The sequence below is a fragment of the Erwinia sp. L03-1 genome, from assembly GCF_058686115.1.
Genome location: NZ_CM178762.1, coordinates 4124181 through 4148706 on the forward strand (window position 1 = coordinate 4124181; position 24526 = coordinate 4148706).

Annotated in this window: 28 protein-coding genes and 1 other RNA gene; 13 read left to right on the forward strand and 16 right to left on the reverse strand. The window is 54.8% G+C overall.

Going from position 1 to position 24526, the window contains the following annotated elements; genetic code table 11:
* Positions 1-131: 131 nt before the first annotated feature.
* From AC4PCC_RS18915 to AC4PCC_RS18940, 6 genes are all read left to right on the forward strand, one after another.
* Complete coding sequence (locus AC4PCC_RS18915) at positions 132-506, forward strand: DUF1090 domain-containing protein (protein ID WP_067704003.1); 375 nt, start codon at positions 132-134, stop codon at positions 504-506.
* 41 nt (positions 507-547) lie between these two features.
* Complete coding sequence (locus tag AC4PCC_RS18920) at positions 548-853, forward strand: ElaB/YgaM/YqjD family protein (protein WP_067704006.1); 306 nt, start codon at positions 548-550, stop codon at positions 851-853.
* A gap of 1 nt (position 854) precedes the next feature.
* Entirely contained in the window at positions 855-1250 is a 396-nt protein-coding gene (locus AC4PCC_RS18925) for a phage holin family protein (protein ID WP_067704009.1), read from the forward strand.
* Positions 1247-1534, forward strand: a complete 288-nt coding sequence (locus AC4PCC_RS18930; RefSeq protein ID WP_067704012.1) for a YqjK-like family protein — start codon at positions 1247-1249, stop codon at positions 1532-1534. The genes AC4PCC_RS18925 and AC4PCC_RS18930 overlap by 4 nt, the downstream gene beginning before the upstream one ends.
* 237 nt (positions 1535-1771) lie before the next feature.
* Positions 1772-2164 carry a DoxX family protein gene (locus tag AC4PCC_RS18935; protein ID WP_492125552.1) on the forward strand — a complete coding sequence of 131 codons (393 nt, stop codon included), beginning with the start codon at positions 1772-1774 and terminating at the stop codon, positions 2162-2164.
* Between the two features lie 102 nt (positions 2165-2266).
* Positions 2267-3253: a glutathione S-transferase family protein gene (locus AC4PCC_RS18940; protein ID WP_492125553.1), complete on the forward strand. Its 987-nt coding sequence runs from the start codon at positions 2267-2269 to the stop codon at positions 3251-3253.
* Between the two features lie 29 nt (positions 3254-3282).
* Here AC4PCC_RS18940 and AC4PCC_RS18945 read toward each other — a convergent pair whose 3' ends face one another.
* Positions 3283-4185 carry a LysR family transcriptional regulator gene (locus tag AC4PCC_RS18945; RefSeq protein ID WP_492125554.1) on the reverse strand — a complete coding sequence of 301 codons (903 nt, stop codon included), beginning with the start codon at positions 4183-4185 and terminating at the stop codon, positions 3283-3285.
* A gap of 121 nt (positions 4186-4306) precedes the next feature.
* Between AC4PCC_RS18945 and AC4PCC_RS18950 the strand changes: the two genes are divergently transcribed.
* Entirely contained in the window at positions 4307-5011 is a 705-nt protein-coding gene (locus tag AC4PCC_RS18950) for a pirin family protein (protein WP_492125555.1), read from the forward strand.
* A 29-nt stretch (positions 5012-5040) separates the two neighbouring features.
* Here the strand turns inward: AC4PCC_RS18950 and AC4PCC_RS18955 are convergent, their stop codons facing one another.
* Positions 5041-5616, reverse strand: coding sequence for a YecA/YgfB family protein (locus tag AC4PCC_RS18955; RefSeq protein ID WP_492125556.1), 576 nt, complete (start codon positions 5614-5616; stop codon positions 5041-5043).
* A gap of 152 nt (positions 5617-5768) precedes the next feature.
* Positions 5769-5930 carry a hypothetical protein gene (locus AC4PCC_RS18960; protein WP_492125557.1) on the reverse strand — a complete coding sequence of 54 codons (162 nt, stop codon included), beginning with the start codon at positions 5928-5930 and terminating at the stop codon, positions 5769-5771.
* A 989-nt stretch (positions 5931-6919) separates the two neighbouring features.
* On the opposite strand from AC4PCC_RS18960, the gene cspE reads away from it, so the two are divergent.
* Positions 6920-7132, forward strand: a complete 213-nt coding sequence (cspE, locus tag AC4PCC_RS18965; RefSeq protein WP_067704033.1) for a transcription antiterminator/RNA stability regulator CspE — start codon at positions 6920-6922, stop codon at positions 7130-7132.
* Positions 7133-7650: 518 nt separating this feature from the next.
* Here cspE and rnpB read toward each other — a convergent pair.
* Both rnpB and rsmI read right to left on the reverse strand, forming a co-directional pair.
* An RNA gene (gene rnpB / locus AC4PCC_RS18970) (RNase P RNA component class A) lies at positions 7651-8079 on the reverse strand.
* A 32-nt stretch (positions 8080-8111) separates the two neighbouring features.
* On the reverse strand, positions 8112-8975 hold the full coding sequence (gene rsmI / locus AC4PCC_RS18975; protein ID WP_492125558.1) for a 16S rRNA (cytidine(1402)-2'-O)-methyltransferase: 864 nt from the start codon (positions 8973-8975) through the stop codon (positions 8112-8114).
* 62 nt (positions 8976-9037) lie between these two features.
* Between rsmI and AC4PCC_RS18980 the strand changes: the two genes are divergently transcribed.
* The 4 genes from AC4PCC_RS18980 to dolP are packed head-to-tail and all read left to right on the forward strand — an operon-like array spanning position 9038 to position 12712.
* Positions 9038-11158 carry a penicillin-binding protein activator gene (locus tag AC4PCC_RS18980; RefSeq protein WP_492125559.1) on the forward strand — a complete coding sequence of 707 codons (2121 nt, stop codon included), beginning with the start codon at positions 9038-9040 and terminating at the stop codon, positions 11156-11158.
* The gene (locus tag AC4PCC_RS18985) at positions 11116-11508 is read left to right on the forward strand and encodes a YraN family protein (RefSeq protein ID WP_067704041.1); all 393 of its coding nucleotides are present in this window, start codon (positions 11116-11118) and stop codon (positions 11506-11508) included. The genes AC4PCC_RS18980 and AC4PCC_RS18985 overlap by 43 nt, the downstream gene beginning before the upstream one ends.
* A 30-nt stretch (positions 11509-11538) precedes the next feature.
* On the forward strand, positions 11539-12129 hold the full coding sequence (gene diaA, locus AC4PCC_RS18990; protein WP_067704043.1) for a DnaA initiator-associating protein DiaA: 591 nt from the start codon (positions 11539-11541) through the stop codon (positions 12127-12129).
* 10 nt (positions 12130-12139) lie between these two features.
* A complete protein-coding gene (gene dolP / locus AC4PCC_RS18995) occupies positions 12140-12712 on the forward strand; it encodes a division/outer membrane stress-associated lipid-binding lipoprotein (protein ID WP_345830193.1) in 573 nt (190 codons plus the stop codon).
* A 54-nt stretch (positions 12713-12766) separates the two neighbouring features.
* Here dolP and AC4PCC_RS19000 read toward each other — a convergent pair whose 3' ends face one another.
* From AC4PCC_RS19000 to pmbA, 11 genes are all read right to left on the reverse strand, one after another.
* Complete coding sequence (locus tag AC4PCC_RS19000; RefSeq protein ID WP_492125560.1) at positions 12767-14677, reverse strand: BglG family transcription antiterminator; 1911 nt, start codon at positions 14675-14677, stop codon at positions 12767-12769.
* A 55-nt stretch (positions 14678-14732) separates the two neighbouring features.
* A complete protein-coding gene (locus tag AC4PCC_RS19005) occupies positions 14733-15875 on the reverse strand; it encodes a lactonase family protein (protein ID WP_492125561.1) in 1143 nt (380 codons plus the stop codon).
* A gap of 59 nt (positions 15876-15934) precedes the next feature.
* On the reverse strand, positions 15935-16675 hold the full coding sequence (gene dagF / locus AC4PCC_RS19010) for a 2-dehydro-3-deoxy-phosphogluconate aldolase (protein WP_492125562.1): 741 nt from the start codon (positions 16673-16675) through the stop codon (positions 15935-15937).
* Positions 16672-17793 (reverse strand): DgaE family pyridoxal phosphate-dependent ammonia lyase, encoded by a 1122-nt coding sequence (locus tag AC4PCC_RS19015; protein ID WP_492125563.1) that lies wholly within the window; start codon positions 17791-17793, stop codon positions 16672-16674. Before AC4PCC_RS19015 ends, dagF begins: the two co-directional genes overlap by 4 nt.
* A complete protein-coding gene (locus tag AC4PCC_RS19020; RefSeq protein WP_492125564.1) occupies positions 17777-18910 on the reverse strand; it encodes an amidohydrolase/deacetylase family metallohydrolase in 1134 nt (377 codons plus the stop codon). Before AC4PCC_RS19020 ends, AC4PCC_RS19015 begins: the two co-directional genes overlap by 17 nt.
* Positions 18911-18984: 74 nt before the next feature.
* Positions 18985-19629 carry a DUF4310 family protein gene (locus AC4PCC_RS19025; protein ID WP_067704064.1) on the reverse strand — a complete coding sequence of 215 codons (645 nt, stop codon included), beginning with the start codon at positions 19627-19629 and terminating at the stop codon, positions 18985-18987.
* A 13-nt stretch (positions 19630-19642) separates the two neighbouring features.
* Positions 19643-20419, reverse strand: coding sequence for a DUF4311 domain-containing protein (locus AC4PCC_RS19030; RefSeq protein ID WP_067704067.1), 777 nt, complete (start codon positions 20417-20419; stop codon positions 19643-19645).
* A 68-nt stretch (positions 20420-20487) separates the two neighbouring features.
* Positions 20488-20784 (reverse strand): DUF4312 family protein, encoded by a 297-nt coding sequence (locus AC4PCC_RS19035; RefSeq protein WP_067704070.1) that lies wholly within the window; start codon positions 20782-20784, stop codon positions 20488-20490.
* A 3-nt stretch (positions 20785-20787) separates the two neighbouring features.
* Positions 20788-21150 (reverse strand): SFCGS family glycine-rich protein, encoded by a 363-nt coding sequence (locus tag AC4PCC_RS19040; RefSeq protein WP_067704073.1) that lies wholly within the window; start codon positions 21148-21150, stop codon positions 20788-20790.
* A gap of 111 nt (positions 21151-21261) precedes the next feature.
* Entirely contained in the window at positions 21262-21537 is a 276-nt protein-coding gene (locus AC4PCC_RS19045; protein WP_231877596.1) for a glycine dehydrogenase, read from the reverse strand.
* Positions 21538-22380: 843 nt separating this feature from the next.
* Positions 22381-23721 (reverse strand): metalloprotease PmbA, encoded by a 1341-nt coding sequence (gene pmbA, locus AC4PCC_RS19050; protein ID WP_492125565.1) that lies wholly within the window; start codon positions 23719-23721, stop codon positions 22381-22383.
* A gap of 163 nt (positions 23722-23884) precedes the next feature.
* On the opposite strand from pmbA, the gene yjgA reads away from it, so the two are divergent.
* Positions 23885-24430 carry a ribosome biogenesis factor YjgA gene (yjgA, locus tag AC4PCC_RS19055; protein ID WP_492125566.1) on the forward strand — a complete coding sequence of 182 codons (546 nt, stop codon included), beginning with the start codon at positions 23885-23887 and terminating at the stop codon, positions 24428-24430.
* Positions 24431-24526 lie beyond the last annotated feature (96 nt).

Here is a 24526-nt window from a genome sequence, read left to right on the forward strand (position 1 = left end):
TAAGAATATTCTCTCTTTTTGAGCTTTTCAGGATTTCTGACTATGCTTAGTAAGCCAGACTAACCCGGATAGCCATGACAGGATCATGGGTGTCGTTCCTGCGGCCCCAAAATTAGAAAGGAAAATCTGATATGAAATACCGCACGATTCTCGGCTTAAGCCTGTTAACTCTGACCACTTTCTCCCATGCGGCTGCTTCCCTTTGCCAGCAAAAAGAGCAGGCCATTCAGCATGAGATCGATCTGGCCCGCCAGCATGACAATCAACGTCGCGTTAACGGACTGGAACGGGCTCTGACTGAAGCCCGCGCTGGCTGCACGGATGAGAAACTGAAATCGCTCCATCAGGAGAAGATCAAAGAACATCAGCAGAAAGTGGAAGAGCGGCAGAAAGAGCTGGACAAGGAAAAGGCGGATGGCGATGACCGTAAAAAAATCACCCGGCGTGAACAGAAACTGGCAGAAGCAAAGCGCGAATTAAAGGAAGTTCAGGCGGCTCGCTATTAAGCGCTGCATGACTCTCACAACAAAATTTAAAGGAGTTTGTTATGTCTAAAGACACCACATCTGAGCATCTGCGTGCGGAACTGAAAACCCTGGCGGATACGCTGGAAGAAGTCCTGAGCCACACTGGCGAAAAATCAAAATCCGAACTGGATAAGCTTCGCAGCAAAGCGCAGAGCGCGCTAAAAGATACGCGTGCACGTCTTGGCGACTCCGGCGAGCGTATTGCACAAACCTCACGTGAAGTAGCCGACCAGGCCGACGTTTACGTGCGTGAAAATCCATGGACCAGCGTGGGTATCGGTGCCGCAATTGGTGTGGTACTCGGTGTCCTGCTGACGCGTCGTTAAGATGGCGAATCTTCAGCAAAGCCAGGGCCCCGGCAAAGGGGTCATTAACATTGGGCAGCGTCTGGTCACCACGCTGGTAGGCCTCGTAGAAACGCGCGTCCGGCTGGCGGTCGTGGAGCTTGAAGAAGAGAAAGCGAATCTCATTCAAATGCTCCTGATGACCGGCCTGACCATGCTTTTTACCGCATTTGGCCTGATGAGCCTGATGATCCTCATTATCTGGGCGGTGAGCCCGCAGTATCGACTGATGGCTGTGGCGATCACTACCGGCGTACTTTTTGGACTGGCGGTTATTTTCGGCCTGTGGACGCTGGCCAAATCACGCCGCTCGACGCTGCTGAATGCCACTCGTAAAGAGCTGAAATCCGATCGTAAGCTGCTGGAGGAAGAAAAATGAGCAGCAGCCGGGAACGTGCCGAACATAAAGCGGAGCTGCTGCGTCTGGTACAGCAACAGCGGCTCGATTTAAGCGCTGAAAAAAAGCTGTTTCTGGAAGCCACCGCTCGCTACGACCGTGGCTGGCTTAAGCTGGTCAGCCTGCGTCGCTTTGCCGTAGTCGGCAGTGGCCTGATGGCCATCTGGTCCGTACGCCATCCCCGCCGCATTACCCGCTGGGCAAAGCGCGGCCTGGGCTTATGGAGCACCTGGCGCGTCGTACGCAATTATCTTCCTAATCGCTGAGTCTGCGCTTTCACCCTGTTTCATCCTGCCGTTCTGACGTCTGTGGCCCAGTTTTCACTGGGCCTGCGTCACATTCAATTTTACTGATAAACTCCGACAATTTATCTCGCTTACAATAGTTTCGCCTGGCGAATATTATCTTCAGTGACAAAGGTGGGTCAGAGCTAATCTCCTGACTGGCCTGAACTTAATGCGGCGAACCGGTGTTCGTTGAGATAATTCCTGTTGGGGTGATTGATGAAAAAATTAGAAGACTTTGGCTTTCTGCTGGCACGGATCCTGATGCCAGTGCTGTTTATCGTGGCGGGCTGGGGCAAAATTAACGGCTACTCCGCCACGCAGCAATATATGGAACACATGCACGTACCCGGCTTTCTGCTGCCGCTCACTATCCTTCTGGAGTTCGGGGGTGGTCTGGCCATTCTGTTTGGTTTCCTGACCCGTTTTACCGCAATTATTACCGCCATCTTTGCGATTATTACCGCGGTGATTTTCCATAACGATGCGTCAGTAGCGGGCAGTTCTATCAACTTTATGAAAAACCTGTCTATATCCGGCGGCTATCTGCTGCTGTTTATCACAGGTCCGGGCGCGTACAGCCTCGATCGTCTGCTCAACAAAAAGTGGTAAAAACGTTGTCTGCCTCTGACGCCTGAGTGCAGGGGCAGATAACGATCCGACACGCAGTAAGGCGCTATACTCTTAGGCATTTACAGCAAGGGGGATGACACGATGGGCCAACTGATAGATGGCGTCTGGCACGATAACTGGTATGACACGGCATCCACGGGCGGTCGTTTTCGCCGCTCTGAGTCTGCCTTTCGCAACTGGGTGACCGCCAGCGGTGACGCCGGGCCAACCGGGAAGGGAGGGTTTCGCGCCGAAGCGGGCCGCTATCATCTCTATGTCTCCCTTGCCTGCCCCTGGGCGCACCGCACCCTGATTATGCGTAAGCTGAAAGGGCTGGAGTCGCTGATTTCCGTCTCTGTGGTCCACCCTCTGATGCTGGAGAACGGCTGGACCTTTGATAAGTCCTTTCCGGGTGCCACGGGCGATGATCTTTACCAGCACGACTATCTCTACCAGCTTTATCTCCAGGCCGATCGATCCTACACCGGACGAGTCACCGTCCCGGTTCTGTGGGACAAACAGCAAAACACCCTGGTCAGCAATGAGTCAGCCGATATTCTGCGGATGTTAAACAGCGCTTTTGACGCCGCTGGCGCACGGGCGGGAGACTATTATCCTGCAGACCTGCGGGATAAAATTAACCAGGTTAACGGCTGGATTTACGACACGGTCAATAATGGCGTTTATAAATCTGGCTTCGCCACCACGCAGGACGCCTATGACGAAGCCGTAACGGCTCTGTTTAATTCCCTCGAGAGGCTTGAACAGATGCTGGGGCAGCACCGTTATCTGACGGGCGACCGCCTGACCGAGGCCGATCTGCGCCTGTGGACCACCCTGGTGCGCTTCGATCCCGTTTACGTTACCCACTTCAAATGCGATAAGTATCGCATCAGCGACTGTCTGAATCTGAATGGGTTCCTGCGTGAGATCTATCAGATGCCCGGCCTGGACGAGACGGTAGACCTGGCGCACATTCGTCATCATTACTATTGCAGCCACAAGACCATCAACCCCAGCGGGATCATTTCACTGGGGCCGGCCTTTGACTGGGATGAACCGCACGGACGTGATGAGCGCTTTCGTTAATCGCTAACATGCGCCGCTCCCCAGACCGATTACCCCTGCCGCTTCGCCAGCAGCTTAGGGATTTCCCGCAGGCACCAGGCTTTCGCTTCGCCCATGCTGTCGCGACGCCATGCCATAATAATGTCCACTTCGCGGGTATATTCCGGGCTGACCACCCGCAGGCGTCCTTCGGCAATATCCTTTTCCACCAGGGGATAGGGCATTGAAGCCACGCCCAGCCCGGCCAGCAGCGCCCGGTGTTTATCCGCAATTGAGCTGACGGTCAGCCGCTGCTGCTTGTCCAGCAGCTGTACGGTGAGCACCGGACGCTCGCGGGCAGTATCCGCCACGGCGATACCGCGATACTTCACCCGCGTCACCTCAGAGAGCGGTTCAGGCTCGTCATGAACAGGATGGTCGGGACTGGCAACAATCACGCTAATCATGCTGTACAATTTGCGGGTATTAATTTCCGACGAGGCACGAAAGTGCATATCCGGCGCGATGACGATGTCTGCCCTGCCCTGCTCCAGCCGCTCCCAGGCCCCCGCCAGCACTTCTGTTATCAGCGATATTTGGGTATTCGCTTTCGCGGCGAGCTTATCGATCAGGGGAAAGAGCGATTCACAGGGAACCAGCGCCTCACTGACGATAGTCAGATGCGTTTCCCACCCCCGCGCCAGCGCCTCTGCATCGGTGGTAAGCTTATCGGCCGCCTCCAGCAAGACCCGCCCCCGCTCCAGCAGCATACGGCCCACGTTGGTGAATTTTGTGCGGTGTCCGGAGCGGTCAAACAGCACCACGTCCAGTTCCTCCTCCAGCTTTTGCATGGTGTAGCTGAGCGCAGAAGGCACCCGGCCCAGCTCATCCGCCGCCGCCGCAAAACTGCCCCGGCGATCGATAGCATCCATGACTCGTAACGCTTCCAGCGTCAGAGCGCGATCTTTAGCCATCTCAATTCTCTGTCAGGAATTTTGAATGTAGTAAGCAGATTAACTGGCTAACAATCCGGCGTCCAGAAACTTACCATAGTGGCATTGTCGGAGCTGCTGACCGACTGTTGAGGAGAGTCACATGATTACCCGTCGCATAGCGAAAGCCTGTGGCAAAGCAGATTACGGTTGGCTACAGGCGCGCTACAGCTTTTCTTTTGGTCACTACTTCGATCCTGATCTGCTGGGATACGCATCGCTACGCGTGCTTAATCAGGAGGTGCTGACGCCCGGGGCCGCTTTTCAGCCCAGAACCTATCCGAAAGTCGATGTTTTAAACCTGATCCTACAGGGTGAAGCGGAATATCGTGATAGCGAGGGGAATCATCATCGCGCGCGAGCGGGGGAAGCCTTACTGCTCGCGACCCAGCCTCATATCAGCTACAGCGAACATAACGTCAGTAAAGAGGCGGCGCTGACGCGCATGCAGCTCTGGCTGGATGCCTGCCCGTCCCGGGAGATTTCGCCGATTCAGCGCCTAAGCCTCTCCGACGGTGACTGCACGCAGCTGCTTGCCTCACCGGACGGCGCTGAGGGCAGTCTTCAGCTTCGTCAGCAGGTCTGGATACATCATCTGGATCTGGCACCGGGTGAAACGCACGCCGTCCGGCTTAATGGTCCCCGCGCCTATTTGCAGTCCATTCACGGCGCGCTGCATGCCGATACGGGCTCGCGGGCCAGAGAAGACCTGGTTTGTGGCGATGGTGCCTTTATACATCAGGAAGGGAGCGTGACGCTTACCGCCGCCACGCCGCTGCGGGCGCTGGTCATTGATCTACCGGTCTGAACCGGGCACAGGGCCCGGAACGGAACAGGTTAGTGTAATGTGTCCGTTCGCTGTGCAAACCAGTATTGAAAAAGACCAAGCGCAGCGGGACCAATGGCAGCCTGACTGTGGTCATACGCCTCCTGCGTCATCTGCTCCAGTACCGAAAGATTATCGTCCTCACCGTGCAGGGCAATGGCGTCCAGCGCGGGTTGCAGGCTTGCAGGCAGTGCGGACCAGTCACCCAGCGCGACTCCACGCAGATAGCCGATACACCACTCCTCGACAACGAGATACTCCTTCCCCTCAATTTCATTGAAGCCAAACAGGGGCTCGAACTGCTCGGGCGCATGGCGCAGCCGCTCTCCAATGTCGTTCATATGCTGGAAAGTCAGCTCGGTAAAGCGCGTGAACTCCTGTTCAGACGCCCACTCGGGAAGGTGTTCATTACCGCCCCATATCGTTGGCATCCATTGGGAAGGCATAATGACATCAGGGCCGGACAGGAGGGCCGTCATCATGCCGTCCAGTTCAGAGACGTCCAGTACGGAGTCGTCATGGCCATATTTAAGCAGGATATCATCCAGCCATTCCAGATCGTCTTCTGAGAGCGGTCCGTTTTCCATGCTGCGGTCTCCTGTGGCATGTAGCAAAATCATCAAGCTATATCTTAGCGCGTTTAAAAATGAAAAACCCAGGGGTTCAACACAGATGCTGGCGACAGTGCCCGCTGGCTGGCTGGATGGATGGATGGATGCCGTGCCGACGACTGACTGTGTCATGCCAACAGGTTAGCCCACTGGCGTGCGTCTGGCGTCTGGCGTCTGGCGTCTGGCGTCTGGCTTCTGGCTTCTGGCTTCTGGCTTCTGGCTTCTGGCTTCTGGCTTCTGGCTTCTGGCTTCTGGCTTCTGGCGGGCGCATCTTCGTCATCCGCTTGCAAAATTCAATTGTGAATAATCACGCACCTTATATTGTGGCATATCGTCATCACCGCGATACTGATAATATTCACATGGCATTAAAAACAGTATTGACTCTTATTTTATAATGCGTAAAGTGGATTTCAACGGCACGAGAAAAGTTCTCGCCCGTTAAGTTGAAAGAGTTAATAAGTTGGATTTTTTAATAGATTGCGATAAAGGCCACGAAGTTAGTTGTATGGGTTAGTCGCTGTGAATTTTTTTTCATTCACAGGACAATGCTTTCAGGCCATGCAGTGAGCATCACCAATCGCAACGGGTGTAAATAAGCGCGATGATGTAAGGCTATGATTTACCAAGTAAATATCTTTGCGAACAATGTTTTATGGTTACCTGTTTCGCAATGAAAGTACAGCCACGCATCAAAGAGTCTATATCGCGAGGGGAGTGTACTTGTTTAACCTGCCGTGACTCATGGTTCAAAAGGTTAGCAGGCTATTATTAACCGGTAAATATATGGGAGGTTCCACTGGATTTCTTAATCCCTAATATTATCTTTAATAAACATGTGCATTTAAAGTAGTACCGATAGCAGTAAAAACGTAATTAAGCCCATTAATGTTAAAGTTTGATTCTGTAGTACCTTAAAAGCCCTGACCGTTTCTGTCAGGGCTTTTATCATTGTGGCGTACCTGACCCGGCCGTTGCGCGACCCGATCGTTTTCCTCCCTTTATAGCTACCTATATAGCAACCTTCCGTGACGTGCTTTCCGGCTCGAAAAATAAAAAAATTAACACTTGCTTAATCAACCCGATTGGGGCTAGTATCTGGTCATCGGTTTGGTACACAGACCTTATGAAAGCAGTTTTAGTAAAGCAGTCCTCAGTTCAAGTGTTATCTTAGATACCCTTCATCGTGAGCCTCCTCCTAAGTGCCCAATAAGTTTAATTCTGCTAAGCAGACCATCTTCGCCACAGTAAGTGGCTCAAAAAATGATAGGAAATATCTATGTCTAACAAAATGACTGGTTTAGTAAAATGGTTTAACGCTGATAAAGGTTTCGGCTTCATCTCTCCAGAAGATGGCAGCAAAGATGTATTCGTACATTTCTCTGCAATCCAGAGCAGCGATTTCAAAACCTTAGATGAAGGCCAGAAAGTTGAGTTCTCTATCGAGAACGGCGCTAAAGGTCCATCAGCTGTAAACGTTGTCGCGTTATAATTCGCGAAACACACTAAAAATTACGATAGCGATGACGGCATCTGCCTGAGCAGTTGAAATTTAGTGATAAAAAAACCGCCCTGTGCGGTTTTTTTTTGCCTGAAATTTGAGTAAAGGATCGCCTCCCCTGCATTTGTCATAACTGACGCCTGAATCACCCCCGCTCCAGCCATCCACAGCGTTGACTGCTCTTCCAGTCTCCGCCTACGCTATCCGTTACTTTCTCAATGGCTTTGCCAAAGCGTGGGGAGCAAAACCCGAGTGAATAAAGCGTATTGAACGGGTGGAGCGTTGGAGGGTAAAGCGTGATGCCCCGAGTGCCAGCCGAGGTGGCTATCGCAAGTCGAGGTGGCTAACGTAAGCGGAAGTGGCTATCGCAAGTCGAGGTGGCTGTCTTAAGTCGAAGTGGCTAACGTAAAGCGATGTGCGGAAGTAAAAGACAGCCGCTGATGCATCCCGTTACCAGCCTCACATTTAATGTGAGCGACGGAAATACACCAGCGCCTTGTTTCTGAATGAGTTGAAGCTGACCGGTAAGCCGGGTTCTGTCGTGGACAGTCATTCATCTAGGCCAGCAATCGCTCACTGGCTCAAGCAGCCTACCCGGGTTCAGTACGGGCCGTACCTGGTGAACCCCTATTTGGCCTTGCTCCGGGTGGAGTTTACCGTGCCGCGAACTGTTGCCAGCCGCGCGGTGCGCTCTTACCGCACCCTTTCACCCTTACCTGATCCCATAATCCCCTTTGTCTTTCAAGCTGCGGCTATTGCTGCATCCTGAAATCTGCCGGGGGGGCCATCGGCGGTTTGCTCTCTGTTGCACTGGTCGTGGGCTTGCGCCCCCCAGGCGTTACCTGGCACCCTGCCCTATGGAGCCCGGACTTTCCTCCCCTCTGTCTGTCTCCCCCGAAGGAGGACGGCAACAAAGCGGCGACTGTCTGGTCAGCTTCGGCGCGGATAATAGGGCATTCGGCGCGGTTTGTCACCCCTCTTGCTGATCCAGTGCGTACTTATAGAGCGCATTCTTTTTAACACCGTGAATTTCGGCGGTCAGCTGCGCGGCTTTTTTCAGCGGCAGCTCTTTTTGTAGCAGGCCCAGCGTGCGGAGCGCTTCAGGCGGCAGCGCATCCTCTTTAGCGTGAAAACCTTCCACGATCAGCACCATCTCGCCCTTACGCCGGTTCTCATCCTCGCGCACCCACGCCAGCAGTTCTCCTACCGGCGCGCCGTGAATGCTTTCCCATGTTTTAGTAATTTCACGGGCCAGCACCACATAGCGATCCATCCCCCATACCGTCACCATATCCTGTAGACTCTCCAGCAGGCGGTGGGTGGATTCGTAAAAAATCAGCGTGCGCGGCTCCTGCTCAAGAGCACGAAGCGTATCGCAGCGCCCTTTGCTTTTGGCGGGCAGAAACCCCTCGTAACAGAATCGATCGGACGGAAGTCCGGCCGCGCTTAATGCTGTAATGGCTGCGCAGGCACCCGGCAGGGGTACAACACGAATGCCTGCTTCACGGCACAGGCGAACCAGGTGATAACCCGGATCGTTGATGAGTGGCGTACCCGCGTCGGAAACCAGTGCAATGCTCTGCCCTTCCCGCAGCTTAGCCAGCAGCGATTCTGCTTTGTGCTGTTCATTATGATCGTGCAATGCGAACAGGCGCGCATTGATGGCGAAATGTTGTAGCAACAGCCCGGTATGACGTGTATCTTCCGCTGCGATCAGATCGACGCCCGCGAGTACCATCAGGGCACGCTGGGTAATGTCACCCAGGTTACCGATCGGTGTGGGAACAATATAGAGCGTGCTGGCAGAAATATCTGCCCGATCGTGTTGTTTCATTGTGAGATCCGAATTGCCGATTTAATATTGAGCATCTTGAAAAAAACATCACTGGATACAGTATGCTTCCTTCGAAAGTCATTCATAACAAAGCAGGACGCTGCATGCCTGTTCTGCTGGCCGCCCTGATTTTTGCCGGATGTACCGGTCAGGCGCCGCAATCACCGACGGCAAACGTGCAGGGCAGCGCCCAGGGCACGTCCGACTACTACCTTCAGCAGATGCAGCAAAGCTCAGATGATAACAAGGTTGACTGGCAATTACTCGCAATCAGGGCGTTGTTGAAAGAAGGGAAGCTGCCCCAGGCTAAGGACCAGATTGGCCAGCTGCCGCAAAAGCTCAGCGATAAGCAGCGTCAGGAGAGCCTGCTGCTTCAGGCAGAACTGCAAATAACCCAGCAGGACGCCAACGGCGCCAGCGCGCTGCTGAAGCAGATTGACGCGGGCTCATTGTCAAAAGACCAACAGGTTCGCTACTACCAACTGCAAATTGCCGCGGCCCAGGGGCATCCATCGCTGGATCTGCTGCGCGCCTTAATCGCGCAGGAGCCGCTGCTGACAAATGCCGACAGGCAAAAAAATATTGATGCAACCTGGCAGGCGCTGGTACAGCTCACGCCAGAACAGCTCAGCAACATGGTGATCAATGCTAACGAAAATATTCTTCAGGGGTGGTTGGATCTGCTGAGCGTTTACCGGACTAACGGCAGCAACCCGGATATGCTCAAAGCGGGCATCAGCGACTGGCAGAAGCGCTACCCCTATAACCCGGCGGCTAAAATGCTACCATCGCCCCTGAGCCAGGTGCAGAATTTCCAGCAGTCGTCGACCGGTAAAATCGCCCTGCTCCTGCCGCTAAGCGGGCAGGCACAGGTGTTCGCTAATGCCATTCAGCGCGGCTTCAACGACGCGAAAAATGGCGTACTGTCGCAGTCGCAGGCACCTGATCAATCCTCAACGCAGCCAGCGGCACCGTCAGCCTCCTCTGCGCCAGCCAATACCCCTGCCGTACAGACAGCCGCAGGTACATCAGCGCCAGCCAATCAGGCTGCTGTCAGTACCTCTGCCGCTCAGGCTAATCAGCCAGCCGCCAACCCGTCGGGTGCGTCGGTTCAGACGCCAGCCGGAAATGCAGACAATGCTGCTGCTCAGGGCCAGCCTGCTCAGCAGAGCAGCCTTGCCGCACAGACCGCTCCGCCTTCCAGCGCGACGCAGGTTCAGGTTTACGACACCAGTTCTCAGCCCATTGACCAGGTCCTGGCAAAAGCCCAGCAGGATGGCGCAACGCTGGTGGTCGGTCCGCTGCTGAAAAGCAACGTAGAGCAGTTAGCTAACGTGCAGACTCCACTGAACATTCTCGCCCTGAACGAACCTGAGTCTGTCCAGAACCATCCGAATCTCTGTTACTTTGCGCTTTCTCCTGAAGACGAAGCCCGCGATGCCGCCCATCATATGTGGGACCAGGGCAAACGTGCTCCGCTATTGATGGTGCCACGCAGCTCGCTGGGTGACCGCGTAAGCAAAGCCTTCGCAACTGAATGGCAGAAGCTGGGCGGGAACACCGTTCTGCAACAGCAGTTTGGTTCAACGGGAGAACTGAAGCAGGGTATTAACAGCGGAGCAGGCCTGCGCCTGAGCGGTACGCCGATTACGACTCAGCCGCAGCAGCCGCAGGGCGTGACCATTGCCGGTCTGACCATTCCTGCCCCGGTGCAGGATACTTCGCCCTCTTCTGCCGACGGCGGCAGCGTAGATTCGGTATATATCGTCGCGACGCAGGGGGAGATGGCGCTGATCAAGCCGATGATTTCAATGCGCACCAGCAGCCGCAGCATGGTACAGCTCTATGCCAGCTCACGCAGCAACCAGGCCGGTGCCGGTCCGGACTATCGTCTTGAAATGGAGGGTGTGCAGTTTAGCGACGCGCCACTGCTTTCAGGCAGTAATCCGGCGCTAATGCAGCAGGCAGCGAAAACATTTAACAATGACTACTCGCTGGTTCGCCTGTATGCCATGGGCGTTGATGCCTGGACGCTGGCTAACCATTTTAATGAGATGCGTCAGCTGCCCGGCTTCCAGATCAAAGGAGAAACCGGTAGCCTGAACGCGTCACAGGACTGCGTGATCAACAGGAAGTTGATATGGAACCAGTATCGCCAGGGGCAAATCGTTCCGGCATCCTGAGTCGCCAGCAGACAGGGGCGGGCTTTGAACAACAGGCCCGCCGCCTGCTGGAGAATGCAGGATTAACCTTTGTTTCAGCCAACGTTCGCTTTCGCTGCGGGGAAATTGACCTGATCATGCGGGATGCGCATACGTGGGTTTTTGTGGAAGTACGCTACCGTCGCAACGCGCTGTATGGCGGCGCAGCGGCAAGCGTGACGCGAAGCAAACAGCAAAAGCTGCTGCGCACTGCCGCGCTGTGGCTACGCGGGCATGGAGCCAGCCTCGATACCACTGACTGCCGCTTTGACGTGGTGGCGATGACCGGGACACAGGTCGAGTGGTTGCCCAATGCATTTACGGCAGCGTAGCTGTCCGCCAACACGAGCCAGGTGAAAGAAGTGCTGGAAAGAATAAAAGTCTGTTTTACCGAGAGTATTCAAACACAGATTGCTGCAGCAGAAGCACTGCCGGATGCGATCTCCCACGCGGCTATGGCTATCGTTCAGTCGCTGTTAAATGGCAACAAAATTTTGAGCTGCGGCAATGGCACCTCAAGCGCAAACGCCCAGCACTTTGCCGCCAGCATGATTAACCGTTTCGAAACCGAACGTCCAAGCCTGCCCGCGATTGCACTCAGTGCTGATAATATCCTGCTGACGGCTATCGGTAACGATCGTCTGCACGATGAAGTTTACGCCAAGCAGGTTCGGGCGTTGGGCCACACTGGCGATATCCTGCTGGCTATTTCAACGCGCGGCAACGGCCGTGATATTGTGAAAGCCGTAGAGGCCGCCGTCACGCGGGATATGACAATAGTGGCGCTTACCGGCTATGACGGCGGCGAGCTGGCCGGGTTACTGGGGCCACAGGATGTAGAAATTCGTATTCCCTCGCACAGAAGCGCGAGGATCCAGGAAATGCACATGTTAACCGTAAATTGCCTGTGTGATTTAATCGATAACACGCTTTTTCCCCAGCAGGACGTTTAAAGGAGCTTAAATGAAGGCATTCTCTGCACTTGCCGTTATTCTTACCGCGCTGATGCTTCAGGGCTGCGTGGCCGCCGTAGTAGGCAGCGCAGCGGTTGCAACTAAAACCGCGACCGACCCCCGCACCGTTGGCACCCAGGTGGATGACGGCACCTTAGAGTTGCGCGTAAGCAACGCGCTATCCAAAGATCAGCAGATCAAAAACGATGCGCATATTTCCGCTACCGCTTACCAGGGCAAGGTTCTACTGAGCGGCCAGGCACCCACTGCTGACGTTGCCAGCCGGGCCAAACAGATCGCCATGGGCGTAGACGGAGCAACGGAGGTCTATAACGAGATCCGTACCGGCGATAAAGCCACCTTCGGCACCGCCTCTTCGGATACGTGGATAACCACCAAAGTGCGTTCACAGCTGCTGTCGAGCGATCAGGTGAAGTCTTCTAACGTTAAGGTGACCACCGAAAATGGCGAAGTTTTCCTGCTGGGTCTGGTAACCGAGAGTGAAGCCAAAGCGGCAGCAGATATTGCCAGCCGCGTGGGCGGCGTCAAACACGTCACGACGGCTTTTACAATTCTTAAATAGCCTGACAGCCGCCCGTGTGGCGTTTTACACGGGCGGCCACGCTGCCGCTGCGCTTTATAACCGGCTTAAACAGTCCATTGCCACCGCCTTGAAACTGTCGAAATCCGTGCTGTCCCGCAGCCGCACCATCGCCCTTTCGCGCATAAACGTCACAAAAAGATCGTAAATGGCCATCGCCTCTTCATATTCCGTCTTGCTGATCGCCAGCAGAAAAATCACGCTGGCCGTTTCATCCCCCCAGCTAATTCCCTGCGGAGCCAGCACGGTGTAAACCACCGTTTTCTTTGCTGACAGTCCTAACGCGTGCGGCAGGGCGATCCCCTCGCCCAGCATGGTGCTGACGATGGCCTCACGCTCCTCCACTGAGGGGAAGAACGCTGCATCCACCACGCCTTCCTGTTCCAGCTGATCGCAGAGCGTTCTGAACAGTTCGGACTGGGTCATGGGTCTGTCGATGATGCGGAAGTGGCTGGCGTCAAAAAACTTCTCCAGCATATAAGGCCGGGTGCGATCGACCAGCACCAGCTTGCCAATCTGCTCCAGCTGATAGTCGGTGGGAAAAGGCGACATCACCACAACGGGCTTGTCCTTTTCGCTCAGGCGAGCGGTGGAGATAACAAAATCCTCCTCAACGCTACCCTGCTGCTCATACTGTCGAAGCGAAACAATATTACTGACCACGATCTGCGGATATTTCCGCATTAGCATCGCCTGGATCATCCGCACGGTCGAGTTACCCGTATCGCATACCAGTAAAACCTGCGGATGCCGCTGATAGCCCACGTTGTAATGCCGTTCCAGCCCCACACCGATATGCAAAACCAGAAAGCCAATCTCGTTTTCGCTAATCACATAGGGGGTGTATTTCCCCCAGCTTGATACTGCCGCCAGCGTCACGTCGTACGCCAGCGGGTAGTGCTGCTTGATATTGGTCAGCAGCGGATTGGGAATATTAATCTGGTAGCGCATCCGCGTAATCATCGTTTTGATATGCGTCAGCAGGTCTGCACGAAGCTGTGGATCGTTTTGCAGATTGAAATTGTACTGGGTATTGATATAGCTAAGAATGTAGTTAACCAGCGATTCACCATCGTCCGGGCTGATGGCGCTGGGAGCAATCTCCTCAATTCGCCTTGCGGCAATGTTCACCCGCAGATAAGCCTCCTCGGAGGGCGAGATATCCTTGCCGGTAACAGGCCGCAGCAGGTTGACGATGTGGCGGGCCGCATCCCGTACGTCTTCATCCACATCTTCCGCGCTAAAGTCAGAGAGCGGGTGACCTTCGCTGATGCGCCTTACCGCTACCGCACAGTAGAGGCGCAGATAAAACTCGCTGTCGTCAGTCATACGAATATGGAAGCGGCTGAAGCACTGCTGTAACAGAGGCTGTAGCTGGTCGAGAATACCGCTGTTTAGCGCCTCGAGATTGAGCAGCGGGTTATCGCTGTCTTCCAGCGCGATCTGGTAGAGCAAATCGGTCAGACAGGTGCGAATCGCCACTTCACTGCCGAACAGCTTCATTCCATAGCGCGGCTTGGTTTCGACCGACAGTTTGTAGCGTCCCAGCCACTCTCTTACCTCAGCCATATCGCTCTGTAGCGTGGCGCGGCTGACAAACCATTCGTCCGCCAGGTCCTCCAGCTTAAGGGAGAAAGCAGAGGTGAGAAAACGGGTCAGCAGGTAGTGTACCCGTGCGGCAGAGGTACGCGGAACCCGCAGATGGGAAGGAGACTGCTGCTGTAGCAGGCTATAGCGGACGGCATCGTCGATCTTAAGCTGATAGCCTTCTCCGCGATTCAGTACAAAGCGCGCGCCGTGATCCACCAGCATCCCGTTGAGGGCTGTCACATCGGTGCGCACGGTGCGCGTCGAAACGTTGAAGCGGCGCGCCAGTTCATCCTGAGGCAACGTCTCGTTTTGGAGCAGGTCATACAGCTGAGCAAGGCGTTGGTTAGGAAATCTCACGATTTCTCCCGTCTTTATTGAGCCGGTCAGCGCGTCCGACTCGGGTTACAAAATGCTAAGGCGTGAGCACCAGCTGTGAGGGTGCGCCAACGGCCGTATAGTCCTGGGTAAAAGAGAGCGCGCCGCTGCTATCCACCCGGAAGCGCGTGATGTTATCGCTGCGCTGATTGATGGCGTAAAGCGTCTTACCATCGTGAGAGAGCGTAAGGGTGCGCGTGTAGTCACCTCGCGTCCAGACGTCATCTTTATGGCTCAGCGCACCACTGGATCCAATAGCAAAATGCGCAATGCTATTGTGCAGCCGGTTCGCCACGTAGAGATTCTTACCCGCTTTATCAATGACCAGCCCGGCGGCAAAGCTGGTGCCTTTATAGCCGTCGGGCAATGCAGAAACCGTAGCCCCCTCAGTCAGGACGCCGGTTTTCGCGTTAAGCCGATAGCGAGTTAACGTTGAAGCCTCTTCATTGATCAGATACAGCGCGCTGCCGTCCGGTTGGAAAACGAAATGCCGTGGGCCTGCGCCCGCAGAAGATGCCGGGATCCATGCGGGCGTATTCGGCTGTAGCTGGCCCGCGTTGTTCAGGCGATACTGATAGATGCGGTCCAGCCCCAAATCGGTCGAGAAGACAAATTTTCCGCTGGGATCGCTGGCGATCATATGCGCATGCGGACCGTTATGGTCGCTTGCCGCAAAACTCCCTTCGACCGCCGCCGCTGGGTGGCTGGCACCGGCTGGCCCACTGTCCTGCTGCGTATCGCTGGCTTCTCCCAGGCGGCCATCGGCCTGCACCGGCAGAACGGCTTTACTCCCACTGACGTAGTTAGCCACCAGCAAATATCTGCCGTCCGGGGTCAGGGAAAGGTATACCGGGCCGGCCCCCTGAGAACTGACCTCATTCAGCTTTGTCAGGCTGCCATCCCCATTAATGGTATAGGCGGCCACCGTGCCTTTCTCGCTCTCACTGGCAACGTAGAGCGTTTTCCCTTTGGCATCAAGGGTAAGCTGCGCCGCATTTGCCTGATGACTTACCAGAGTTTTATCGCTCAGTGCACCATCGTGTGGGCTAACCTGAAAGCGGTAGACGCCCTCACCGTTGGGATTATAAGTACCGACATAAGCATACTGTGCATGGGCCGCCAGCGAAGTGGCGGCCATCAGGGATAATGAGAGGACGGTAATTAACGGGCCGTTGCGCATGGTGATCCTCATTCAGAAGAGAGGCCGACCAGCCTCGGTCTGAGGCTGGTCGGGCGAGCTTATTTAACCCATTTTTTGGTCATTGCCAGCAGCGCACTGACATCGGCAGGGCGCGTATTGCCCGAGGCTTTATCAATGATGGAGCTGTAGATATGCGGGATGATTTTGCTTACGCCAGCATCCAGCGCAATTCGCAGAATCGCCTCATAGTTTTCCAGATCGATTCCACCGGTTGGCTCAAGCCAGAAGTCCTGCTCCGCGCAGGCCTTCGCCACGGCGGTGAACTCATCAATGGCTTTCAGACCGCCCATTGGGAAATACTTCACCGAACTGCCACCCATATCTTTCAGCATAGCAATAGCGGTTGCCACCGGCACAATGGCATCAGCCGCCCTTGAGCTCAGCGGGCCGGTGGAGATTTTTACCAGGCCGGGCGTGCCGGTAGGCGAAATCAGACCGTTTACGACGGTTTGGTTCTGCCCCAGCAGCGCACGGCTGGTTGCCACGCCGGTAAAGACCTGATTAACGTGCTGCGGCTGAATTTCAGCGGAGATGGCGCTCACCATCGCCGACTGGTTAGGGTCGCCTGCGCCAAGGCCGACGGAGAGCGCATTGTCGATAAGCGCAGCGTATTCACGCATGTCGGCAACGGCGCTCGCTACGCTATCATAGTTTTTCGACAGGACGCCCACCAGCACATGGCCTTCAGCGGCCTGCCAGATCTCACGGGCATTCTCTTTTGAGCCAGCCAGCACGTTGAGACACACGCGGTCTTGATAAAATTTAGGGTTCAGCGTCATGCTTTTTTCTCTCCTGCTAACAACGCGTTAATACATGCATAGATGGTATCTAACTGCCCGACCGACACGCTGCGCACGTCGACCTCAATAATACTTTCGTTAGCTTTATAGCCGCGGAAGTAGATGGCGATTTCACCGGTTTTCAGCGCCTGCACCACATCGCCGGTGGTATAACCTATTGCCTTTTCATCCAGCTTTATCTCGGCTCGCGCAATGTCGCGCCCCGCCGAGTCCCACACCACGCGGGCGGTAATGCCATTCAGGCCGTTCAGGTTGCTGATAAAGGGAGTCATTTTTTCGACCATCTGCACGCCAGTGACCTTCTCCTGGGTCAGATAGCTTTCAATCGCCTGGGTCAGCCCCAGAATGCCCTCTTTGCCCACTTTCATGGCGCGACCCATACCCATTGACTGCCGCTTTACCCACTCAACAGGCTGCCTGCGTCCCATGACCAGACCGCTGGTAGGGCCTTCAATGGCCTTGGCACCGCTGTAAATCACCAGGTCTGCGCCGTACTGGTAGTAGCACTTAAGATCTTCTTCTGCGGCGGCATCCACGATCAGCGGGACACCGTGTTTGCGGGCTACCGTGGCCGCCTGCTCAACGTTGAGGTGGCTTTTCTGTACGCAGTGGTGCGATTTAATATAGAGAATGGCCGCGGTCTGCGGCGTGATAGCCGCGGAGAGCTGATCGGCTGAGCACTCGTTAGCGTAACCCGCTTCTACCAGACGCCCCCCGCCCAGGGTAACCATCGTTCCGACCGGCGCGCCGTAATTCACGTTATGGCCTTTAGGCACCACAATATCGTGTGGCACGGTTAGCGGCGCGGCGTGGAGGTTTTCCAGCAGCCAGTCGTTATCCTTCACAATCATCCCGGCCACGGCCTGAGCGATACCCGCAGACGCGCAGGAGACCACTACCGCATCTTCCGCCCCGAGCAGCCCGGCGATATACGCACCGGTCTTGTTCACCAGGTCTTTCATTTCAAAGTAGTGATTCAGCCCGTATTTGACCGTATCAACCACCTCTTCACCCGGCGTCGATACGCCCAGAATGGTCATGCGGCCTGAGGCGTTAATGACCTGCTTCAGGCCATATTTTTCATAAATTGACGACATGATGCTTTTTCCCTTCATCGGTAATAAACCACTCGCCACCCACAACGGCGGCCAGAGGTATCAGCTGTTTCTCACCGGCAACCGACTGCCCTTCGGAGTCGATAAACAGGCAGGGTTCTTCTTTGAGATCAAAAAGGGTCAGGTCGGCGTCAAGTCCCACTTCAAGCCGTCCCCTGTCGCGCAAACGCAGGCCCTGGGCAGCGTGAAGCGTCACGCAGTCAATAATCTGCGGCAGCGTCATACCCACACTGAAGAATTTCGACATTACGTGAGCCAGCGAATGTACCGGGCCGTTAATGCGGTTGCGGCAGTAGATATCTGAGCTGATGGTGTGCGGCAGAATGCCCTGTGCGATGGCCACGCGGGCGACCTCAAAGCTAAAGCTGGCGCTACCGTGACCCACATCCAGGCGTACCCCACGATCCAGGGCCCGTTTAACCGAGGCGCGAAGCTCTCCGGCGGGCGTCAGAATACGGTTAGGCTTACCGTTATAGCAGTGAGTAATGATATCGCCGCTGCCGAGCAGGTCGGCGATTTCGTCAAGGTCCGGGGGATTATTACCGATATGCACCATCAGCGGCAGATTGCCATTTTCCTGCTGGATCTCTTTGGCTCGCACCAGCGGATGAATGCCGTTTGCGCCCACCACGCTGCTGCTCATTCGCGCCTTAATGCCGAGAATAAAACCCGGCAGCCGCTTAATGGCATCGTAAATGCCCACCTTATCGATCTGACGCATATCCGCCAGCTCGTTTTGCGTCACGATCCCGGTGCGGGCGATATTGAGCAGAGCATGAACCCGCGTATCTGCCTCGAGGGTGATCTGATAAAAATCGTCGATATCGTCCGCGCCGGTGCTGCCTGCATCCACGACGGTGGTGACGCCCGTTGCCACGCCGATGCGATCGGCCTCATCATGATAGATGGGCGATTTGGGGTAGCAATGGACGTGCGAATCGATCCAGCCCGCGCTAAGCCAGCACTGCCCGGCAAGATCCCTCTCAGTGGCCGCTTCCCCGTGCACCTCGCCGAGCGCAGCAATTTTACCGTCGCTTATGGCGATGTCGGTCAGGCTGCCATCAGGCAGACGCGCACGGCGGATAACAAGATCAAACATGACTGACTCCTTTAATACCGGATGCCGCAGCATCCAAAGCGCGGTTTGCCCATTCCAGGCAAACCGTCATGACATCAGAGGGCTACCGGGAAAATCGCCCCCAGTAACATCGCCCCCAGAATGGCTCCGCCGGTAATGGGCTTATTCCACATATAAAACAGCAGCGACCCCAGCAGCGAGCCTAAGCCAATCGGTATTGAAGCCGTCATCGCAGAGAGAATAATCAACGGCCCCAGAAAGCGACCAGAGGTGTTCCCTGCCCCCATCATCACGTCTGCACCGTAGGTGGAGTCGCTGTTATTGATGGTGAACCTGCGCGCCAGAATAATCACGTAACCCACCGCAACCCCAAGCACCAGCCCGGTCACCAGCGAGGCCGCAAAGTTCGCCACCGGATAGATAATTCCCGCCCCCAGCAGCAGCGCCGGTACGCCCAGCCCGATACCGGTCTGAATCGCGCCGCCAATATCCAGAATACCGACCAGTGAACCTTCAATGATGCGGGCAAACAGAAAGCTGGCGCCAAAGGCTGCCACTGCGCCGTAGACGCCGGTTTCCATTCCCGACCGCAGCATGGAGACAAAGGCGACTTCATTGAATGCGCCCAGCCCGTAGACGTAGTACATGTGCGTCCCGGCGAATACTCCGGCAGACAGCAGGCCGACAAAAATCGGAAAGGACCAGTCTGCATACCAGAAACCGTTTTTTGACTCTTCCATCGTCATCGTCCTCTTATTTACCGCTCATGGCGTTATGGATCATTTCCAGCCAGCCCGGCACGCCCAGCTGGAAGGATTGCAGCATTTTCATGTCAAACCCGCGGAAGAAGCCGCTGAGCACGAAAAGCAGAACGATGGCAGCCATCATCACCTTAGTGACTTTATTCCAGCCGCTCTCTTCAACGCCTTTACCAATCAGGATGCCCAGCACCAGACCCGGTACGGCATTCCCCATCATAAGCTGGGCAAGACCGCCGAAAATCGTGGCCCAGAATCCCGATTTCTTACCGGCATCAATTGCAGCCAGCCAGAAGATCACCGGCATCACGGTATTCACCAGCAGATTCGCAGCAGGCACCAGTACCTTAACGGCGGTAACCTGTAGCGCAGCCGGAACGGCGGAGGCGGTTGAATTAAGGAAGGCAACCACGATCATGCCGATGATGCCGCAGGCAATCGCCATTTTTTTCGGATCGTGGAGGGTTTCAGCGACGTTACGGTTTTTCACCATCAGCGCAGCGGCACCCCAGTGGGGGATAATGCGGTGATCGACATCCTGAGTGAAGGAACCTGCCGCCACGGAAGAGGCCCAGGCATTAAAGAAAAAACCCAGACCAAAAGAGAAGTGAGAGGCCGGATCGCCTTCACAGGAGTTGAGTTCACCCAGTGTACGAAATGCACCCATTCCCTGCGTGGTGGGTGCGTGGAACATACGCGCAGCACCTGCGCCTACGCCGACACCAACCAGACCGCCGATGATGAGTGACTTAAATAAGATTATTAAAAACATCAGTCTTTCCTTTCAGGCTTGCGCCAACGTTTTTAAATCATGATTATTGCTGCCTCTGGGGCAGTGCTTTATTTCGTGACGAAATCGACCTTATCGGCGTCGATGACGGTCACGCTAACGGTAATATCCAGCTCAACGCTGTAACTCCGTCGTTCTCTCGCCAGAAAGAAAAACAAAAATTTCTCCTTTCTGACGCTCTGCTGTGCACGGACCACCCTGACATCCTGAGGTTCAATACGCAGCAGTACCTTGCTGGTCGATTTAAGTAGCGTGTTCTGTACCCGGCTTAACGCGTCAGCAAAGGCGCGGGACTTACTGTCCCCTTTGCCGCTTACGTTTACCGTCGTGGTGAATTGCTCCTTCATCGGTCAGCCACCGTGTTTTTTTGTCCATGCCTGAACCAGACGTTCGCCCAATTCTTCTTTATCCATAAAGCCAAAACCCAGCGCGACGGCACCTTCGTTGATAGCGGTAACGCCTTCATCGACGGAACGCATCCCATACTTTGCCTTATAGCCGTGTTTATTCTGTGCGGTGATCGACCCTGCGCCGCCGCTGCCGCAGAACGAGATGCCAAAGGATGCCCCTTCCGCTTTCATGACGTCACCCAGCTTCATATCGGCCGCGACGCCGGGGATGACGATAGCTTTCCCCCCCGCTTTCTCAACGCCTGCCGCAACTTTCTGGCCTTTACCTAAACGGTCACCAATGACCACGATTACCTGTGACATGTCTGCTCCTTGATTCAATGAATGATGTCGTTATCAATTACAAAATGCGTGACGGGGTGGCGACCACGCAGCGGTTTGCGCGTCCATCAAGACGCCGTCCTCCCCCCAGTTTCACTCCGGACCCGTATTCTCTTTCGCCACTTCAAAATGGACCGACAGCATCCAGGCTTCCTCCACGGGCAGGTTACCGAACAGATCAACAACCTGCTGTGCCAGTGCCATTGATGTAGCGGAGATATCTTCAAACAGATCGGCTTCTACTTCAGGCAGCGGCTCACCGGTAATCGAACGCAATGCCATTGCCCGCACGTGTGAGGTCAACATTTGCTGCTGAACCGGGTTGGGATATATATTTTTGGCGGTAAAAATATCTGCTATCTGCGCCATGACCTTCTCCGCCAGCGCCTGAATAGCCCGATCTTCATTAGCCGTATTAATCGATACCGCTGCATTGTCCAATTTACGTCCCTCTTTTTCCGTTTCTTCCCGGCCAGGAAATTTGGTGAATTTGTGATGTCCGTAAAATAGCGCCCCTGCCTGCTGGTGTGTAGAACGACTTTTTCCGTTTCGAAGTGGAAATATGCTGCCGAAATACGATCGAGTACGCAAAAGCGCTAATTCGTGCACGATCGGTGGATACAGTCGGAGGAATATCACAGTCTGCACAAAATTTTGGTAACATCGTGCATTATTATTCAAAACAGGATGTTAAGTGCTAATCGCACGCATGTACCCAGAGGAAAAACTTATCGTTCTCGAGTTACAGATGGTTTTATGGAAATAATAAGCGCTAACGATGATAAGGGGTAACGACCATAATATAAAATATAAGATCATTTTCCGCTATTAACATAATGTTATTTTTTAGGATTTTATTTTTAGTGCCAGGTTAAATAAAAAATAGAAGCGTTATTTAATTAATATTAATGGCCCGAAAAAAAGCATCCCTTTTAACAGCCACTAAAAAAGGCTCCGCAAAGCCTTGCCGTTTTAGCGAAATTTTTTGTGATTGGCATCACGGGTGACGGCAAATTTTTTAGCCTCCGCCTTAGCACCCGCGAGGTCGCCCGCATCAACATGTTTAATGCTGCTATCGATTGGCGGGTTAGCGTCTCCAGCCCGGCACGGAGACCCTTCATTATTTTTATTAAAGAGAACAGCAAAAAGGGTGACCCTAAGGCCACCCTGATAATAGTACGCAATAACTGAGAAATTACCGCAGCCGGAAAATTACTGCCCGGCTATTTTCATTTCTGGCAGCAGCACGGAACCACACTGAATATTGCTGCGGGTTTCGATATCGCTACCGACGGTGACCATATTACGCCACATATCCTTCAGGTTTCCGGCGATGGTCACTTCACTGACCGGATACTGAATTTCACCGTTTTCCACCCAGAATCCCGCCGCACCGCGCGAATAGTCGCCGGTAATACCGCTGACGCCCTGTCCCATCAATTCGGTGACCACCAGGCCAGTGCCCATCTTCTTCAGCAGCTGATCGAAGCTGTCGCCCTGGCCGTTGATACGCCAGTTATGAATACCGCCCGCGTGGCCGGTGCTCTTCAGGCCAAGCTTGCGGGCCGAATAGTTGGTCATCAGCCAGGTCTGGAGAACGCCATCCTTAATAATGTCGCGATCGCGGGTCTGCACGCCTTCGCTGTCAAACGGCGTGGAAGCCAGACCTTTCAACAGGTGTGGCCGCTCCTGAATGGTCAGCCACTCAGGCAGGATCTGCTGGCCCATCGAATCCAGCAGGAAGGTGGATTTACGGTAAACGCTTCCACCGCTGATGGCCCCCACCAGGTGGCCAAACAGGCCGGTCGCCACTTCGGCGGCAAAAATGACCGGGGCTTTCATGGTCGACAGCTTACGCGGTGAAAGACGCGACAGGGTGCGACGGGCGCACTCTTCGCCCACCCACTCCGGCGACTGTAAATCCTCCATCGCGCGGCCGATGGTGTAGGCGTAGTCACGCTCCATATCGCTGCCCGCGCCTGCTATCACGCTACAGGAGATCGAGTGGCGGCTGGAGCTGTAACCCTGGATCATACCGTGACTGTTGCCAAACACCTTCATGCCGACATGGCTGTTAAAACTGCCACCCTCGGTATTGGTGATGCGCGTATCGCTTTTTAGCGCCGCCTGCTCAGCGCGGGCAGCCAGTTCGATCGCCCGGTCCGGATCGAGATCGGAAGGGTGAAAAAGATCGAGATCCGGCGCATCAAAGGCCAGCAGCTCGCGATCGGCTGGGCCCGCATAAGGATCCGGCGAGGTGTAGCGGGCAATATCAATGGCCGCCTGCACGGTGCGTTTGATCGCGTCCGGGCTAAGATCGGTCGATGACGCGCTGCCTTTACGGTTCTGCTGATAGACGGTGATACCCAGGGCACCATCGCTGTTAAATTCTACATTTTCCACCTCACCGTAGCGCGTACTGACGCCAATACCGGTGGTTTTGGTCACGGCGACTTCCGCTCCATCGGTGCTGGCCTTCGCCAGTTCGAGTGCTGTCGCTACCGCCTGTTCGAGGGTTTTACGCTGTTCTGCAACTTGGGAGAGTAATTTCATCGACCTACCATATAATTAACAGAGGGCTTTCTGACCGCGTAAAAGCGCCAGATTTCCAGACTCTTTGGTGATTAAGGTTCATTTCAGTCTAACAGACTCGGAGAACAATTTCGCAGTAGCCGCTTAACCTGATAGCATTAGCCTCTTTTTTAGGGAGCCTCCCATGACTAAACAGCCCGACGACTGGCTCGATGATGTACCGGATAATGAAGAAGAAGAAGACGACGAGATTATCTGGGTCAGTAAAAGTGAAATTAAACGTGACGCCGAGGAGCTAAAGCGCCTGGGCTCAGAGCTGGTCGAGTTAAGTAAAAACTCGCTGGATAAGATCCCGCTGGATGAAGATCTTCGTGCGGCCATTGAGCTGGCGAAGAAGATCAAAAAAGAGGGCTACCGCCGCCAGATCCAGCTGATTGGCAAGATGCTGCGCTCGCGCGACGAAGAGCCGATCCGCCTGGCGCTGGATAAGCTGAAGAATCGCCACAACCAGCAGGTTGCGCTTTTCCACAAGCTGGAGATGCTGCGCGACCGCCTGATTGAACAGGGTGACGAAGCGATCCCCGACGTGCTGACGCTTTATCCGCATGCCGATCGCCAGCAGCTGCGTTCGATGGTCCGCAATGCGCAGAAAGAGAAAGCGTCTGAGAAGCCGCCAAAGTCCAGCCGCCAGATCTTCCAGTATCTGCGCGAGCTTGCCGAGTCCCGCTAGCCAGCCGCTCACCGATACAAAAAAGGGCGGAGTCGCCTCCGCCCTTTAACTGCTTTGCCCTTTAACTGCTTTGCCCTTTAACTGCTTTGCCCTTTG